We start from the raw sequence: 16,223 nt of genomic DNA, 5'->3' as shown, positions 1-16,223 counted from the left end.
AGAGTTTGAGCGGAGCTAAATGATCAGCTGTGTGCCATGCACAGCTAATCCCGCGCAGGTGTCCAACCCCCTCCCAGCGCCTGGTAGAGCGAAATGACATTGTTCAGCTGGCTCTCGCGCACCTGTACAGCCGCCAGATCCAGATTGAAGAGGTTACGTTGGGCGTCGAGCTCATCAAGGTAGGAGGAGTAACCGCTGCGGTAGCGATCCCGGGCGATTTCAAGCGAACGTGCCAGCGTGCGCCGGCGTGCCTGGATACGATCAATTTGTTCGGCATACAGCGTGACGCCTGACAAGGCGTTTTCAACGTCGGCAAACGCATTCAGCGCTGCGGCCCGATACGCATAAGCGGCCTGATTACGCTGAGCGGTAGCGATATTGACCTGGGCTTCGAGTCGGCCCGCCGTAAAAATCGGAGCAAGGATGCTGGCGCCCAGGCTCCAGACCTTGACCGGATCGTAGTTCAGCGAATTGATGTAAAGCCGGCCGACGCTGCCGGACAGTTGTACCTGCGGAAGAAACTCATCACGTCGGGCCTCCAGGGTGAGATCACTGGCAGCCAGCTGCTGTTCGGCACGTGCGACATCCGGCCGTCTGCGCAGCAACTCCGATGGCAATACACCGGGAACGTGGGGCGGGTGTACGTCCTGAAAGTGCAGCCCACGGTCCACTGGGGCCGGCAGAGCGCCCGTCAGCACCTGAATGGCATTTTCCTGTCGGCGAATAGCCTGTTGAAGCTGCGGAATCATTTGCATGGCGGCCTCATATTCGGACTGGGCCTGCGTCAACTCCAGTTCTGACGTGTAGCCCTCACCGGCGCGATCCTCTGCGACCTTGAGCGCCCCAAGGCGAGACTCGGCTGTCTCACGGGTAACCTGCAGCTGAGCATCCAGTGAGAGAAGGGTGATGTATGCCCGGGCGGTCGTGCTGGCCACGGTGAGAAGAACAGCATCCCGATCGGTCTGGCTGGCCTGATATTGGAGCCTTGCGGCCTGTTCGAGAGTACGCAGGCGCCCCCATACATCCAGCTCATACGCAATCTGTACCTGTGGCTGGGCCGAACGGGTATGGGTGATACCCAGTGTGCCGAGATTGCGGTTGGTTTGTGTGGCAACCGAGGCATTTACCGAAGGAAACAGGGCCGAGCGTGCCAGTGCAATCTGCTCGCGAGCCGCATCGACGCGGGAAATAGCAGCTAACACGTCAGTGTTGTGCTCAAGCGCGGCTTCTACCAGGCGAGTCAGCCGGGGATCGTTGAAGTTGCGCCACCAATCGCTTCGAACGGCACTTGCCGGCTCACTCGCTACACGCCACTGCCCAGGAGGCTGTATGGCAGCTTCGGGCGGTAGCGGTTTCTTGGGTGGCACACAAGCGGCCAGGCTTACCGCCAGGGCCAATAGCAAAGGATGGAATCGAACATCCCTCATGGTGCAGCGCTCCGTTGCGCTACAGGTCGTTCTGTCTGGCTGGTCGCTGGGGTCGCATCCGTATCAATATGGGTAACAACAGACATGCCTGGCCTTAGCCGCTGCGCCAAGGGTTGGTTAGGATCAATGGTGATCCGCACAGGGATGCGCTGTACCACCTTGGTGAAATTACCCGTGGCGTTGTCTGGGCGAAGAATGCTGAATTCCGAGCCGGTTGCAGGCGCCAGCCGTTCGACACGGCCGGTAAGCTCTGCGCCGTCCAAGGCATCGACGTTGAAGCGGACCGGCTGACCGATCGCCATGTTATGTGTTTGCGTTTCCTTATAGTTGGCTACCACCCAGACCAGATCCGGTACTAGATACAGGAGTTGTGAGCCTGCCGTCACGTACTGCCCGAGGCGTACGGATACCTCGCTGAGCTGTCCTTCCCGTGGCGCCTTGATCAAAGTATTGTCGAGGTCGATCTGTGCCAGATGGAGCGCTGCTTCTGCCATCTGTACCTGAGCTTCCAGGCTTCCGCGTGACACGCGAGTCGCCTTTACGTTTTCCTCGGCAATATTGATGGCCGCTTGTGCCTGCTTGACCTGAGCGGCGGCGGCCCTGGCCGAGGCGCGTGTCTGATCACGCTCGCGCAGGGAAACCGAGCCTCGGGAGGCGAGTTCGTTGACACGACGCTCATCGGCTCGTGCGCGATCCAGTTCGGCCTGCGCCGACAGGAGTTCCGCTCGGCGCGACGCCAGCGTGGCCTGGTTGGAGGCCAGGGTTTGTATGGAGTTGGCAAGATCCGCCTGCCGAGCTGCCAGCTGTGCCTGGTTCTGCTCAACACGCTGGCGATAGATTCGGTCGTCGATCCGAACCAGCAGTTGCCCCTGCTTTACATGCTCGAAGTCCTGTACGAGTACCTCGGCGACATAACCATTCACCTGAGGGGCCATGACAGTAATCTGTCCCCGGACGTAGGCATTATTGGTTGTCACGATGCCACTGGTAAATGGCCACAGCTGCCACGCATAGAGAATCGTCAGGACGCCTGCCAGCGCTACCACCAGCATGATGATGACCGTCATCCGTGACGGCTTGATCACTTTGGGCGGCCCAGGGTTTGTCGCTCCGGCGTCCGGTACGGAGGCTGCCTGTTCGGTTTGAGGCGGCGTTTTTTCAGCTTCGCTTGAGCCCTTGCGCTCGTCATCAGGTAATGGTTTCTCGTCGCTCATGGCGTCTCACGTAGCAGCGTTATTAGAGGAGTTGGCTTGTGCCCGTTCCGCCTTTCTTCGCCGATAGGACAGGCGCAGGGTATGGAACAGCGACCAGCTCAGAAAAGTGATCGATACGAAGCCGATCAGCCGAAAGACATCGTTGAAGGCCAGCACATGTGCCTCTCGTGTGGCGGCCTGGCTGAGTTGGGAGGTGCCTAGCGCCTGTTGCAGGGTAGGGTCAGTCTGCACCGGGGCATAAACCTGACTTTGAAGCTGCAGGCGCTGCACCACCAGTGGGTCGGTACGGTTGACGTTCTCGATCAGGTGACTGGAATGGTATTTCTCTCGCACCGTCTCGAATGTTCCAAACAGAGCCGGGCCGGCCAATCCACCCAGGCTTTGCGTAAAGGAAAACAGCACGGTAAAGCTGACGATATAGGTCGGACCGTTCTGCAGGGCACGCAAGAAGCCGATCATCATCAGCGGACCCAGGAACATGCCGCTGGCAAAGGCCAGAATACCCTGGCTGACAAACAGGTCTTGCGGGCGTGTCTGGTTTGTCGAGTCGGTATCCATGAAGCTGGCTATACCGATCAATACAATCGAAACCAGAATCTGAGGGATCATCGTTTTCGGGCTGAATACCAGAGCACTGACGGCAATGCCCGCCACGATGCCGGCAAGAATCACTGCAAAAAGCGGTTGTAACTGATCGGCTGTAAGCCCTAGGGTTTGCAGCAGACCCACTGCGCCATAATTCTGTTCGGACAGGATAAAGCGCAGCATGATCGCCCCGAAGGCAAAGCGCAGCATCTCGGAGGTGCCAAGCCAGCGAGTCTGGAGCAGGGGATTGCGTCGATGGTGCTCAATGGCGACCGCAATGATGATCAATACGAAGGCGGCTGCCAATGAAAACCCCATCCAGGGCTGCGTCAGCCACCATTGAATGCGCCCCTGTGCCAGGACGGCGGCAATCATGGCAAAGGCAGGGCCAAGCAGGGCAAATGTCAGAAAGTCCAGTCGCTCGAACGCCTTGATACGTATGCCTGGAGGTAGCTTGAGCAGAGTAATGGCCGCGAGTGAGCACAGCGCCATGCCGGCCTCGAAGATATACAGGCGATGCCACTCGCCCAGATCCCTGAGCGCGGGCGAGAGCAGCCAAGCCAGAGGCGTTGCCAGCTGGGAGATGCCAACGCCAATGACCAAACCTTTGCCTACCTGAGCCTTCCGAAACGCCTGGAGCATATACAGCGTACCCAGGGTTGTGATCGTCGCGCCAGCAAAGCCACTGGCGGCCCGGACCAGCACCGCCATGGGAAAGTTGTTGGCAAACACATGGGCGATCGTGAATACGGCATACAGCGCCAGCCCGATCTCGGCAAAGCGGCGAAGCCCGTATTGCTGACGAAACTTCACGAGAATCAGGTTGGCTGATACGTTTACCATCAGAAAGGCTGCAGGCAGCCAGGCACCCTGGGTAGGCGTCAGACCCAGATCACCCTGGATATAAGGAAGGTTCACGCTGATCAGCGCATTACCGAGGCCGCCTGTCAGGCCCAGCAGCACAGACACCAACGCGTAGGCAAGGCGTACCGGTGGGGCATGCAGTGGCGTAGCCGGAGAGCCCGGCATCGAGGGCCGCTCGTGCGGCTCCCAATTGGGCAGGGGTTCCAGATATTTATCGGGCACAGCAGATAGGCGCCTTATTGAATCCTTGAGAAGTGCCACTCACTGTTTAATCAATGATGGCAATGGATTCGTCCATAAGGCGCCGCAACAGTTCAGCCTGACGGGCAAGGAAGTCGTGATTACGAAAAAGCCCGACCAGACTTTCAGTCAACGCAGGCCATGCTCAAACGCATGGCCGAGCTGCTCCCTCTGATCACCCGGCCAGTGATGTGGGATATTCACCACGGATGTATTGCTCCAGTTGCAGAATCAGCCCGTCCTGCTCGGCAATCGTTTCCTTCACGATATCGCCAATGGAGAGCAGACCGATCAGCTGATCATTGTCGATCACCGGTAAGTGGCGCAAATGGCGATCCGTCATGAGCGACATGCACTCACGAATGCTCTCCCTAGGCGTCACTGTGATCACAGCACGGGTCATGATTTCCCGAACAGCGGTTCCTATGGAGGAGCGGCCCTGTAATACGCCTTTGCGCGCATAGTCGCGCTCGCTGATGATACCGACCAGCTTACCGTCCTCGGTAACGGGCAGGGCACCCACATTTTTCTCGGCCATGACTTTAAGCGCATCAAGCACCGTAACGTTTGGGGTGATCGTAAACACACCTTGGCTTTGCTTGGCTCTAAGGATATCCGCTACCGTCTTCATATCATTCCTCCCTTGCTGGCAAATCAATAGGACGAAAAGGAAAATAACCCGACCTGTCCGGCCGTCACCAAACAACGTAATCCATGGGTACGATTAAGATTTTCAAGCACGAGCATGGCCTATGCCTTACTCGGAGCCGAACTGCGCAATCAGTTCTTCTCCAGTCAGGGTGCGGGTATCGTTGGCAAAGCAGTAGAAAGCGGGCTTTTCTTCTATGAAAACCTGCAGCGCAAATGTCCAGTCATCCGGGTCATCAAACAACCCAACCGGGACGGCATGAAAGTCGCCGTGTTTTAACCGGTAAAACAGGTGAGTACCACATCGGCGACAAAAGCCTCGCTCAGCCCACTCTGATGACTCGTAGACGTGAACATGCTCCTCTCCTGTCAATTGGGGAGGGAGGGTGCTTTCGACCACCATCAGCGGGCCGCCGCCCCATCGCCGACATATCGAGCAATGACAAACGCTGACAGATGTCTTTTCCAGACTGACAGTTACGTGCACCGCGCTGCACAAGCAGCGTCCTTGTCTCTCGACCCGAGCAGCCATAGCCATCCCGCCTTTCGCTGAGTGGAATGAAAAGCGTAGTCGAAAATCGGCGATTAAAAGGAAAAAAGAGGGTAGGGCGACGTTTTGTCTCTATTGGGGCTTTTCAACGTAGAGTCGTCAGCAGGCTCTCTTGAGCCTGCCAAGAGCGAAAGGCAGCCTGACTCATTCACCATGAGGCTATTACTCGGTTCATCACTTCTCGTACGCTGCGCGAATACCTTGACGACGTACATAGCGGGCTCGAAGCGTATCGTAAATCCAGTTGAAGCATACCGAATAAGGCAGGAAAAACAGGATCAGTCCGATATCGAGCACTAGCGCCTGGAGCAGGCTGATCGAAAGCCACCACGCTGCCAACGGAACCAGTAAGACCACCAGGCCAGCCTCAAAAAGACAGCCGTGAAGCAGGCGGACGGCAAAGCTGCGTTTGAATCCCAAGCGGTTCTGCGCACGGTCAAACAAGAAGTTGAAAATCATGTTCCACAACATGGCTATGGTCGAAAACATAAGCGTCAACACGCCGATCTGTGCCATGGGTTTGCCCATAGCCCAGGCAATCACAGGCGCACAGAGGCCTAGGGCAATCAGCTCGAAGGCCAGCGCATGACCTGCCCGCTCCCAGAAACTGCGATCAGGTGATGAGGTAGAAGACATTGAAAAGCTCGCTTAGGGATAAATTTGATGATCTATTATCATCGGTTTAACCAATAACCGAAAATTAGCTGGTATCGCTTAGACCGATATGAATCTTTCAATAGAAGCACTCGAGTCGTTTGTTCATGCCGCATCCAGTGGCTCGTTCAGCGCGGCAGCGAGGGCGCTTGGTAAAAGCCAGTCGACCATCAGTGAAACCATTGCCCGCATTGAAATAGAACTGGATGTTGAGCTCTTTGTTCGTGGCGCTCGCCAGCTGACATTGACCGAACCTGGGCGTAGCTTGTTGGGGTATGCGCTGGAGACGCTATCGGCGATAGACCGATTGAAACGTCACGCGGCTACCTTGGGCCGCGGGCAGGAAGCCAAGCTGACACTGGTACTGTCAGATACCTACCAGCAGAGCCAATATGAAGCGCGTCTTCATGAATTGGACCAGCGCTATCCTGATCTGGAGTTCGAGTGCTTTTTTGCCGAACAGGCCGATGTGCTGGATCTGGTCAATCAAGGCCGCGCCAACCTGGGGCTATTGGCCGCTCAACCGGAATACGGGCCGGATATTGCGCATTCCCGGCTGCCTTACTATTCCTCCTTTGGTCTTTTTGTCAGCCAAGGTCATGCCCTTTCCCAGAAAGCGGTAGTTGAACCTCAGGACCTTGCTCACTACCGCATGCTGCGTCTGAGCAGCGTTGTCAGCAGTGATCTGGACGATGCGACCCTGCCTGTACACAGTACGCGATGCTGGTCGACTCCAGACTACCTGTTGTTGCTAGAAATGGCGGCGTTGGGCTTTGGGTGGGCCGCGTTACCCAAGGGGTTGGTCGAGTCCCATGCACAGGGGCGGGTGCATGAGTTGGTCATGAATGGCTGGCCCAAGCAGGTATCGGTGGATGTGGTGTGGTCGCGTAAACAGCCGCTTGGTCCTGCTGCAGCCTGGCTGCTTGAGCGTCTTACACAAACGAATAGATCTTGAAGGATGCGTACTACTCAGGCAGCCGCAAAGAGGAGGGGCATCCAGTAAATCAATCAAAAGAATACAGCGGATCGTAACCTGCCAGTTATCGGCAGAGGGTTCGCTCATCGGCTAAACGAGAACTGTTTGAGGGATGTAATGGACAGAGTAAGTAAGCCGGCTTACGAACCATCCCATTTATAGCCTTCATGAGGGAAAGCCCATGAGCGATCTTGAACTCACTGCACAAATCATCCGCTCGCTGATGAAAGAGCTACGGGCAGCACGTGATCATGACAGTCAGCAACTGATTGTCAGGCAGTTGCATCGTTTGACCGATCATCTGACTACTGAGAATCGTTATGAAATCAGTCGAATCCTGGCCAAGTCAGAGGCTTACGCCGCTTAACCGCACTGTACCGTTTTGTCAGTCGCTTTGTTCGCGCTGAACATGAGTATCGCTAGCACAACACCACGAGGGTGTGCCTGTCCCCAGGCGGGACGGCCACCTCTCAGCTAGGTACATTTCAGGACCAATCTGGCTGCGCGGTATGGCTCCAGTTCATCAACTCATGACGCATCGTCCAGTCCGGCTTTTAATCGTGCTGGCCCAACCTCTGCTCTTCCAATCGTCTGAGCCTTGAAGCGGTTGTGTCAACCTGTAGCTATCGGCAAGGTTGTGTTTGACCACATGTATCAAAAAATTTCGTTGCGCCGCAGCGTCTTTGTAGGGCTGATGATATGATTGCGTTTGGATAGCACAACATATCTTCATGGAGCTTTTATGCCGATCAAGGAACTGATCCTGGCCAGCCTTTTGGCTGTGGCCGTTATTCCTGCCGCTTATTCTGCCAATCCACAGCCTGAACCCGTCAGCGCCGCGCCTGCTACGTCAAACGCTCAAGAGCTGGCGGTGGATAGGTTCCTCAAGTCGCTGAACTTCAAGACGGGCAAGATCGTCCTGAATGGCAATCTTGCAACGCTTGATCTGCCTAAAGAGTTCGTCTTTCTGAACAGTAAGGATGCCGAGCGTGTACTGGAAGCTTGGGGCAATCCTCCCAGCCAGAACCCGCCCATGGGGATGGTGATGCCTGCCGGCATTTCGCCGTTCGAGCGCGAGTCATGGGGCATGACGGTCTATTACGAAAAAAGCGGCTACGTATCTGATGAGGATGCGGCTGACATCGACTATGCCGACCTGCTGAAGGACATGCAGCAGGATGTTCGCGATGGCAACAAAGCGCGTCAAGAACAAGGGTATGAGCCGCTTGAGCTGGTAGGCTGGGCTGCTGCGCCGCGTTACGACAAGGAAGGCAAAAAGCTCTATTGGGCTCAAGAGCTCAAGCTGGGCAATGATACCGAGCATGGCCTCAACTACGATATCCGCGTACTGGGCCGTAAAGGCGTACTGGTGCTGAGTTTCATCGCCGGTATGGATCAGCTGCCTCAAATCCAGAAAAGCGCACCTGCCGTCCTGGCAATGACCAACTTCAATGAAGGTAACCGTTACGCCGATTTCAATCCTGACATCGACAAAGTGGCAGCTTATGGCATAGGCGCACTGATTGCAGGCAAGGCGGCGGCCAAGTTGGGAATTCTGGCTGGAGCGCTATTACTGTTCAAGAAGCTGTGGATGCTACCCATGCTTCTGATTGGTTGGATATTCAACCGGTTTCGGGGTAAGAAAAAGAGCGAGCCCGTAGCGCCGACTCCGGTCATGAATGAACCTGAGACCCCAGCCAGGACTGTCATGGACATGAACAGCTCCGAGACAGACGACAAGAAGTAACGCTTAACCTATCCGCCGGATCGGATTCCTGGTCTGGCTGTAGCGTGGCTGGCCATCAAGCAGTCAACGCAATTTCCCTGAATCTATTGAATGACCTACCAGCCAGCAGAACATCCTGCTGGCTGAGTATCGCCGCGCATGCAGTCCGGTGAGTCAATGAAAACAAGAAACGTTGCGCCCTGTTTAATGGTCACTTTGTTCTGCTTGATAGGTTGCACCCATACCTTTGAAGCAAAAGGTAAGACGCAGGTCTATGAAGAGGTTTTTCCGACAGACTTTGATAATGCGCATAAAAATCGGCTAAGAACAGGCCCTGCTACCATCCTGTTCGGGCCAACGCCCTGGTGGTACACCTCCATAACGATTGACGGCTGGGACTTTTCGCTCAGCGCGAAGGTGTACCGTGATGCCTATCTCGGTCAGTCATTCACCGTGTCTGGAGAAGAGAGCACGTTACCTTACAATTTGAAGGTGAGTTGGACGCGCCACAACACCCATCTTTTCGAACAGGAAGACCGGGTAGGCTGTACTACTCCAGGCATCTGCTCCCATGAGGTCACTCTACTAGAATGTAAATCCGGCAAATCCTATTCAAGCGGAAGCAAGGGCTATCACAGGCATGAAGATGATGAGCGTTGCGATAAAAAGACCCGTTACGAAACAGGCTTTTATTCCAACTGTCCAGGCATAAGGACCGATTTAAATCGGTATAAGACATCCAACTACACCGTTACGGTCGACTTTATGGATTCGAAGAGACCACAAATAAAGCTAGGCCAGTTCATTGGCGAAACGCAGTATATGGCGGACTCTATCGAAACCCTGCGTGAAGGCCACTGCTCCTTTAGCAAGACAGCCCCGCATTAGAGCGTGTCCGCTAATAAGCTATCGTGAGAACTACATTGAGCCGATGAATCAGGTCTTTTGGAACGCCTGATGATATTGTCGGTCGATGTTACTAAGCGTATCATTTGTGTTACTTAGTTTCCCATCTAAGCTCTGCAGTTCTTCCTGAATAACATATATGCCATACGCGGCCAGTGATGCTGCGGGTTGGCGTGTTGTCGTTTCGGGTCTAGTGGCATTGGATGGCTAAGCTTCAGGCAGGCAGTTCCTAAACTGCCGGACCAAGACTCATCCTGTAAACCAGAAGACTAGATAGTGCTGATGAATACCTCTGTAGATTCACGCGGCGGTGCCTGGCTTGGCGTAATTGCGCTGGCGCTGGCAGCCTTTATCTTCAATACCACTGAATTCGTACCGGTGGCGCTGCTTAGTGACATCGGCAAAACCTTCGAGATGTCACCAGCTCAGGTGGGCATCATGCTGACCATCTATGCCTGGGTCGTGGCGCTCATTTCGCTCCCCATGATGCTGTTCACGCGTAATATCGAGCGGCGGCGGCTGCTGATTCTGGTCTTTGCGGTATTCGTCGCAAGTCATATCCTGTCGGGCTTCGCCTGGAGCTTCACTGTATTGATTGTGAGCCGTATCGGCATCGCCATTGCACATGCGGTCTTCTGGTCCATCACGGCGTCGCTGGCTGTACGCATTGCTCCTGAGGGCAAGCAGACGCAGGCTTTGAGCCTTTTGGCAACCGGTACGTGTCTTGCCATGGTCCTGGGTATTCCGCTAGGGCGGGTGTTGGGAGAAACCCTGGGATGGCGGGCAACTTTCGTGGCGATTGCGGTCTTTGCTACCGGTATAGTGATCTGGCTGGCCAGGGCATTGCCGTTGCTGCCAAGCCATAATTCCGGTTCCCTGAGCAGCTTGCCCGTGCTCTTCAAGCGGCCTGCCCTAGTCTGTATCTATATCCTGACAGTGCTCGTGGTAACGGCCCATTTCACAGGTTATAGCTACATTGAGCCCTTCGCTCAGGAGATCGCCCATCTGAGTGGAAACATGACAACGGTTCTGCTGCTCCTGTTTGGTGGCGCTGGTGTCATAGGCTCCGTCCTGTTCAGCCGGTACAGCATCATGTATCCCAATGGCTTTCTGATCTCGGCTATCGCGGGTATCACTATTTCTCTGCTGGTACTGCTGCCGTTCGCCCAGCATGCCTATCTCCTGGGCGGATTGAGTGTTGTCTGGGGCGTTGCCATCATGTGTTTTGGTCTTGCCTTGCAGGCCAAAGTGCTGGCGTTGGCCAAGGATGCCACCGATGTGGCGATGGCTCTGTTCTCAGGTATCTACAATATTGGGATCGGCGGAGGGGCCTTGATGGGAAGCATCGTAGGGACACAACTCGGGCTCACCCAAATCGGTGTTGTAGGCGGTCTGCTGGCATTTGCCGGTCTGGCGTTCTGCTACATCATGACACTCAAGTTTTCCAAGCAGCTCAACGCCAATCCGCTATAAACAAGTGATGTGCCGAGGTGCCTGCTGGCTCTCGGCACATCACTGCTAACGGCCACGCGCCGAGCGAGACGCGCGTCTTCCTTCTGCTTCTCCCTGCTTTTCACGTCCGCTCTGATTCCCTCGTCCCAGGCTTGAACGACGAGGGCGTTTGCGCCTGGAAAGCTCACGTGTAATGGCTTCGTTCAGCAAGGTGCGGTGCTCTTCACCACGCTCGATGTCCGGGAAATATTCCGGCAATGTACGTGCAAGGTGCAGGTAGGTCTCCACGATATGCAGCGAGCTTTCCAGCGTTGCAAGATCTGATTCGAGAATCAGGCGTGGCAGCTCAATGACCTTTTCTTGGGCAACCTTTTTCAACCAGTGTTGTGCAAAGCTGCTGGCAGGGCTTTCCAGGCCTCCCCGAATAGGAGTGCAGGCGAAAATCCAGCGTAGCCAGAGGGGAATGCGTGGATCATCGATTGCCTTGATCCAGTCAGCCAGCTCATCGGGCAATACAGATACAAACGCATCGCCATAATTGATGTTTCGGTTGAACGTCAGCCACGCTCTGAGCAGGCTGGGTTCATTCATCAGCTCGGAAATGGCTTTCAGGTGATCGATAGAAGGCCGCACCTGAAACTGAGACAAGTCTACTGGCTTGTCGGGACTGTTGAACAACCGTTTGATGGACTTGAGTACGTGTGGCTCCAAGGCAGTGATAACGCCTTCGTCATGATGGCCAAAGCGTCCGGCGCGCCCGCCAATCTGCTTGACCTCCTGTACGTTGAGCTGCCGCACCTGAATGCCGTCAAACTTTTCATCCGTGTAAAAGCACAGGGTATGGGCCGGTAGGTTAAGGCCCATGCCCACCGCATCGGTTGCTACCATGATGTCTGCTTCACCTTCGCGAAACCGGCGTGCCTGTTCGCGCCGTACCTCTGGAGACAAGGCACCGTAAACCACAGAAACCGTTTTGCCTGTCATCTCCAGCATTGCCTTGAGATCCAGCACCGTACGACGGCTGAAAGCCACCAGCATCGATCCGGGCTCCAGGTTCTTCAGGCTGGTGGAGTGTCTCGAAACCTCGACAGGGGAGAGCCGCTTGGTGCGCTTGATGATCAGGCGGTCTTCGCACAAGTCGCATAGCGTTTTCAGTGACGGCTCGATCAGCGGTGGCCCAGTCATGATCAACTCAGGCGTATAGGCGCTGACGAGCGCGTCTACCCAGGCCCAGCCTCGCTGTGAGTCGGCCATCATCTGCACTTCATCCACCACGACCACATCCCAGCGCTTCTGGCGAAAGCGTGCAAACTCTTCAACCGTGCAGCAAAAATGCGTCGCACCTTCCCGGATAATTTCTTCTTCACCGGTTACAAGCGAGCAAGGAATGCCCATGGACTCGATGCGCTCCTGATTTTCCAGGGCCATCAGGCGCAGCGGTGAAAGGTAGATACCGTGGGTAACCGAAGTCATCGCTTCTATGGACTGGTGCGTTTTGCCACTGTTGGTAGGGCCGAGTAGGGCAATCCACTTACGCGTTAATTGGCGAGCCGGATACAGCTTGTGATAATGCAAAAAGCGCGGATCGTTCTGCAGGAGCGTAGCGAAGGCCATTTTCTCCTTGTAGTTGCGCAACGTACTACGAATCGTCTTGCGCAGCCGGCCGGTGTCCTGCATGAACAGCTCTGTCAATCGATGCTGACCGAGTTGCAGCAGGTCAAAGTCGCCAGCTTCTTCAAGGACCATATTGAACTTGGCCAGAACTTCCTGCCGGTCTTTATCTTTCAGGGTCTGGACTTCTTCCTCGCTGAGAATATGGCCTTGGTTTGCCGGTATCCGGCGCTGTATATCCAATGCCAGATCGCCGTGGCGCAACTCAACTACAAAGCGCAGCTCATGGCGAACCTCATTAATGATCTCGACCGCATGTTCCAGAAAGTCATCAATACGTGAAAGCTCCGGCCGTAGCCGCTCAAGCACTTCCAGTCGATCGTCTTCGCTCATCTCCCTGAACGGGCGCTCCAGGATGCGTAGCCGCTCCTGCACATAATGCTCCATAGCTTGCCGAGCCTGATCCTCGAATGCCTCATGAGAATCACTGTCTTCCAGGCGTAACGTCCACTCTGGCTCGATCAAGAGCTGTACTGAACCCAACGAGACGATCTTTTCAGCGCCAAAAATATCAATAAGGCACCTATAGTCGCTGCTGTCGCGTAACAAGATACGCCCTAGCAACCGCTCTGGATCAGGCTCATCCATAGTCGCCTCGATGGTGCCGGCATCTAGCCCTAACCAGAAACCCTTAGCGGCACGACCCAGGTTGGGAATGGCATACCCAATATAGGGCTTGTACCACTCTTCCTGATGATGCTTCTTGGGGATGAAATCGGGATACCGCCCGGTTGCCCACTCAATAAACCGCTTGAGACGTTCAAGGCGGAGCGCTTTACGCTGTCTATAGTCACCTTTAGGCATTGCAGGGACTTCCCGAAAATCAGTGAGTTATGACGTTAGGACAAGATTGTGCGGTCTTTGGTCGTTTCATGCGACTGATGGAGGGCTGAGAAAGAGAGCAAGCAACTGAGCAGCCCATCACAAATGTGATGTTAGGGTGCCATCTTCAAGAACGGTTCAGCTATCGCTGCGCTCAAACCTTTGTATGCAGTAAGACCTGATCCAGCCAGTGCTTTTGCTTTCCAAAAACTAAGGGTTGCCTGAATAGATGCACGCCGCGATTGGATAACCAGGCGCAGCATTTACAGGCAGACCAATAATAAAGAAGGGTTCAAGCATGCTTATCGATTCAAAACGTTTGCTGCTGTTCTTCTCTCTGCTGGTGGGTTGCGTGGCCTGCCAGGATAAAAAAGCGGAGGCCGTTCCAATCAAGGAGGCGAAGCAAGCGCCCAAGCCATTCGAGCAGAAGGGCAAAGCTTCATATTACTCCCAGAAGTTTCATGGGAGAGAGACGGCCAGCGGTGAGACATTCAATAACAATACGTTGGTTGCTGCCCATAAAACGCTTCCTCTGGGTTCCAAGGTGCGTGTCACCAACCTGGAAAACAACAAACAGGTGGTAGTACGGATTACTGACCGGGGCCCCTTTATCCGTGGCCGCATTATCGACTTGTCTCGCGCGGCGGCTAAGCGGGTCGATCTTGTAGAAGACGGCACAGGGCCAGTCAAGATCGAGCGAATTGATTAAAACCCAGAGATGTAGGACCTAGGGCATTTGCTCAAAGAAAGCCTTAAGCAAACGCCCTCAAAACTGTATTCAAATGTCAGCGCAGCGCTTTAATTGCAGCGCCCAAGAATGCATAGGTCTCCATTTCCTGCTTATCCATTTCGGGCTTAGGCCAAGCGCTCCACACCACGGCAACGACACCTTCCTTACGGTTGATATACAAGAACTGCCCAAAGATCCCTTGTGCCTCGAACGCTCCGCCCTCATGGCCGGGCAGGGCGCTACGTCAGATGATCGCCGCCCCAGACAGGCCTACCCAGATTATTGGACCGACCCTTCTATCGTATTCTTATTCGGGTTATGCCTCGACATTTATTGAAAAAAACATAGATATCTAACGATCCTCGTACTCAATCACAGTAAACTCGTTCAAATGCAGAAGTATGTGCTTAAGTATTGCCGGTCTCGACAAGGATTCGCTGTTAGACTCTGCACTCTCTACGTGCAATATTGTTTGCGCGTAGGCGCGGTAAAAAGGATCTTTAAAAGAGTAAAGCCCAGAGTCGGAGTCGTAGCGTAAAATAGCCCCGTACTCAGCTTCAAGTAGCTTCTTAATGTGGCCTTTTAGTATGGCGTCAGTATAAGCTGGAGCATCCTCTTGAATTCGTTTAAGCAAATTTAACCTTGCCAATCCTCGTTCATGGGAGAGTGCGAGCGCTTTAACAATTAATTTAGAGCTATCAAATTTAGTTTTAGCTCTTTGTTTTAAAGCTTTATCAAAAGCTGCTCGCAGGGAGTCGGAGACATCATCAATATACATTTTTACTGCTGTATCGAAATCATTTTCACTAAGTAAAAATTTATCTTTCTGCTGCTCGTTGATATCTGCGTTTATACACATGTTTAAGCATAATTGGTGGCAAATTGAAGCTACGCCGCATGCATGCTTTACGATTTTTCCTCTAACTGTGTGAGGGAAGCTTATGTTTAATAAAATCTCACCTTTATTCATGATCTGGTGGATTTCATCATCGCTCATTAGTGGCACTTGAATTTCGGCGATTCGGCGCTTCATTTCTTCGTCATAGCTAACGACTTGTCTAGCTGTGTCAACTGCACCTAAACATATTATTTTTAGCTTTTTATATTCTGGAGCAAGATCCATGAATACTTTTAATAGTTGAGATAATCGTTGTTTTTCTGAGCTGTCAACTTTATGAAAATCTTCAATTACCCAGCACTTGTCTGATGATCCTAAAAAGCGGCCTAGAGACTGTGGAGTCAATTGTGGTGGCAGTATTCGTTTTTCTGTTTTTGAGGTTTCAAAGGTCGAAGAGTTTTCGAGTGCAAGCTTAATTACTTTATATGACGAACTTAAATTTAGTTTTTTAGTGTCTGTTTTCTTTGTTGCTTTTTGATCATCATAGTAAGGAGCTAATTGATCAAATGCATCGATCATTATTTGCTCAAATGTCATTCCTTTCATGCAGCGACTAGTAATGTGTCCGTCATAGACTTGGTAAAGTTTATTGCTCAATAAGGTTGTTTTCCCACTTCCTGAATGCCCATATACGACGATTTGCTTCCCAGGGGTTTTTAGAGCGTTGACTAAACTATCGTTAATGCTTGCCCTATCAATAAATGTCAGTTTGGCAGGTTGCGATGGAGTGAAAACATCGTATACGTCATAAGGGACTGCAATTTCGAAATTCACGCCTTATTCCTTAATAAAAACCCTGCATCAGGCAGGGTTTTAAAGCGCTAAACACGCTCTTGAATTTCTGGTAAGCGTTTTTGTTT

Annotated in this window: 14 protein-coding genes and 1 pseudogene; 6 read left to right on the top strand and 9 right to left on the bottom strand. The window is 53.5% G+C overall.

Features of this window, described 5'->3' with window-relative positions; translation table 11 throughout:
- Nucleotides 1-44: 44 nt before the first annotated feature.
- From GM154_RS18915 to GM154_RS18890, 6 genes are all read right to left on the bottom strand, one after another.
- On the bottom strand, nucleotides 45-1,427 hold the full coding sequence (locus GM154_RS18915) for an efflux transporter outer membrane subunit (protein WP_010794686.1): 1,383 nt from the start codon (nucleotides 1,425-1,427) through the stop codon (nucleotides 45-47).
- Nucleotides 1,424-2,641 carry an HlyD family secretion protein gene (locus tag GM154_RS18910; protein ID WP_219653049.1) on the bottom strand — a complete coding sequence of 406 codons (1,218 nt, stop codon included), beginning with the start codon at nucleotides 2,639-2,641 and terminating at the stop codon, nucleotides 1,424-1,426. Before GM154_RS18910 ends, GM154_RS18915 begins: the two co-directional genes overlap by 4 nt.
- A gap of 6 nt (nucleotides 2,642-2,647) precedes the next feature.
- Nucleotides 2,648-4,255, bottom strand: coding sequence for an MFS transporter (locus GM154_RS18905; RefSeq protein WP_219653083.1), 1,608 nt, complete (start codon nucleotides 4,253-4,255; stop codon nucleotides 2,648-2,650).
- Nucleotides 4,256-4,505: 250 nt separating this feature from the next.
- A complete protein-coding gene (locus GM154_RS18900) occupies nucleotides 4,506-4,961 on the bottom strand; it encodes a CBS domain-containing protein (protein WP_010794683.1) in 456 nt (151 codons plus the stop codon).
- 126 nt (nucleotides 4,962-5,087) lie between these two features.
- On the bottom strand, nucleotides 5,088-5,510 hold the full coding sequence (locus GM154_RS18895; RefSeq protein WP_258019912.1) for a GFA family protein: 423 nt from the start codon (nucleotides 5,508-5,510) through the stop codon (nucleotides 5,088-5,090).
- Nucleotides 5,511-5,702: 192 nt separating this feature from the next.
- Complete coding sequence (locus GM154_RS18890; RefSeq protein ID WP_074824291.1) at nucleotides 5,703-6,164, bottom strand: multidrug/biocide efflux PACE transporter; 462 nt, start codon at nucleotides 6,162-6,164, stop codon at nucleotides 5,703-5,705.
- A gap of 88 nt (nucleotides 6,165-6,252) precedes the next feature.
- Here GM154_RS18890 and GM154_RS18885 point away from each other — a divergent pair, with 88 nt between their 5' ends.
- From GM154_RS18885 to GM154_RS18865, 5 genes are all read left to right on the top strand, one after another.
- Nucleotides 6,253-7,137 carry a LysR family transcriptional regulator gene (locus GM154_RS18885; RefSeq protein WP_150347172.1) on the top strand — a complete coding sequence of 295 codons (885 nt, stop codon included), beginning with the start codon at nucleotides 6,253-6,255 and terminating at the stop codon, nucleotides 7,135-7,137.
- Between the two features lie 202 nt (nucleotides 7,138-7,339).
- Entirely contained in the window at nucleotides 7,340-7,525 is a 186-nt protein-coding gene (locus GM154_RS18880) for a hypothetical protein (protein ID WP_019367020.1), read from the top strand.
- A 375-nt stretch (nucleotides 7,526-7,900) separates the two neighbouring features.
- A complete protein-coding gene (locus tag GM154_RS18875) occupies nucleotides 7,901-8,905 on the top strand; it encodes a DUF2167 domain-containing protein (RefSeq protein WP_122042344.1) in 1,005 nt (334 codons plus the stop codon).
- Between the two features lie 156 nt (nucleotides 8,906-9,061).
- Complete coding sequence (locus GM154_RS18870; RefSeq protein ID WP_219653047.1) at nucleotides 9,062-9,772, top strand: hypothetical protein; 711 nt, start codon at nucleotides 9,062-9,064, stop codon at nucleotides 9,770-9,772.
- Between the two features lie 300 nt (nucleotides 9,773-10,072).
- Nucleotides 10,073-11,263, top strand: coding sequence for a sugar transporter (locus GM154_RS18865; RefSeq protein ID WP_219653046.1), 1,191 nt, complete (start codon nucleotides 10,073-10,075; stop codon nucleotides 11,261-11,263).
- 45 nt (nucleotides 11,264-11,308) lie between these two features.
- Here GM154_RS18865 and GM154_RS18860 read toward each other — a convergent pair whose 3' ends face one another.
- On the bottom strand, nucleotides 11,309-13,717 hold the full coding sequence (locus GM154_RS18860) for a helicase-related protein (RefSeq protein ID WP_219653045.1): 2,409 nt from the start codon (nucleotides 13,715-13,717) through the stop codon (nucleotides 11,309-11,311).
- A gap of 316 nt (nucleotides 13,718-14,033) precedes the next feature.
- On the opposite strand from GM154_RS18860, the gene GM154_RS18855 reads away from it, so the two are divergent.
- Complete coding sequence (locus tag GM154_RS18855) at nucleotides 14,034-14,444, top strand: septal ring lytic transglycosylase RlpA family protein (protein WP_219653044.1); 411 nt, start codon at nucleotides 14,034-14,036, stop codon at nucleotides 14,442-14,444.
- Nucleotides 14,445-14,520: 76 nt separating this feature from the next.
- Here the strand turns inward: GM154_RS18855 and GM154_RS18850 are convergent.
- Together GM154_RS18850 and GM154_RS18845 are read right to left on the bottom strand one after the other, a co-directional pair.
- Nucleotides 14,521-14,703: pseudogene (locus GM154_RS18850) on the bottom strand (serine hydrolase); the annotation flags it as partial.
- A gap of 114 nt (nucleotides 14,704-14,817) precedes the next feature.
- Nucleotides 14,818-16,137, bottom strand: a complete 1,320-nt coding sequence (locus GM154_RS18845; protein WP_219653043.1) for an AAA family ATPase — start codon at nucleotides 16,135-16,137, stop codon at nucleotides 14,818-14,820.
- Between the last annotated feature and the right edge of the window lie 86 nt (nucleotides 16,138-16,223).

Source organism: Pseudomonas sp. MAG002Y (assembly GCF_019400845.1).
Classification (GTDB): Bacteria; Pseudomonadota; Gammaproteobacteria; order Pseudomonadales; family Pseudomonadaceae; genus Chryseomonas; species Chryseomonas luteola.
Note: the sequence above shows the minus strand (reverse complement) of the source record. Positions and strands in the feature narration are given on the sequence as shown.

Coding starts and splice junctions, on each gene's coding strand:
- GM154_RS18895 (WP_258019912.1), bottom strand. CDS start 5,510: ATGGCTGCTCGGGTCGAGAGACAAGGACGCTGCTTGTGCAGCGCGGTG.
- GM154_RS18905 (WP_219653083.1), bottom strand. CDS start 4,255: ATGCCGGGCTCTCCGGCTACGCCACTGCATGCCCCACCGGTACGCCTT.
- GM154_RS18855 (WP_219653044.1), top strand. CDS start 14,034: ATGCTTATCGATTCAAAACGTTTGCTGCTGTTCTTCTCTCTGCTGGTG.
- GM154_RS18865 (WP_219653046.1), top strand. CDS start 10,073: ATGAATACCTCTGTAGATTCACGCGGCGGTGCCTGGCTTGGCGTAATT.
- GM154_RS18915 (WP_010794686.1), bottom strand. CDS start 1,427: ATGAGGGATGTTCGATTCCATCCTTTGCTATTGGCCCTGGCGGTAAGC.
- GM154_RS18890 (WP_074824291.1), bottom strand. CDS start 6,164: ATGTCTTCTACCTCATCACCTGATCGCAGTTTCTGGGAGCGGGCAGGT.
- GM154_RS18875 (WP_122042344.1), top strand. CDS start 7,901: ATGCCGATCAAGGAACTGATCCTGGCCAGCCTTTTGGCTGTGGCCGTT.
- GM154_RS18910 (WP_219653049.1), bottom strand. CDS start 2,641: ATGAGCGACGAGAAACCATTACCTGATGACGAGCGCAAGGGCTCAAGC.
- GM154_RS18900 (WP_010794683.1), bottom strand. CDS start 4,961: ATGAAGACGGTAGCGGATATCCTTAGAGCCAAGCAAAGCCAAGGTGTG.
- GM154_RS18885 (WP_150347172.1), top strand. CDS start 6,253: ATGAATCTTTCAATAGAAGCACTCGAGTCGTTTGTTCATGCCGCATCC.
- GM154_RS18880 (WP_019367020.1), top strand. CDS start 7,340: ATGAGCGATCTTGAACTCACTGCACAAATCATCCGCTCGCTGATGAAA.
- GM154_RS18870 (WP_219653047.1), top strand. CDS start 9,062: ATGAAAACAAGAAACGTTGCGCCCTGTTTAATGGTCACTTTGTTCTGC.
- GM154_RS18860 (WP_219653045.1), bottom strand. CDS start 13,717: ATGCCTAAAGGTGACTATAGACAGCGTAAAGCGCTCCGCCTTGAACGT.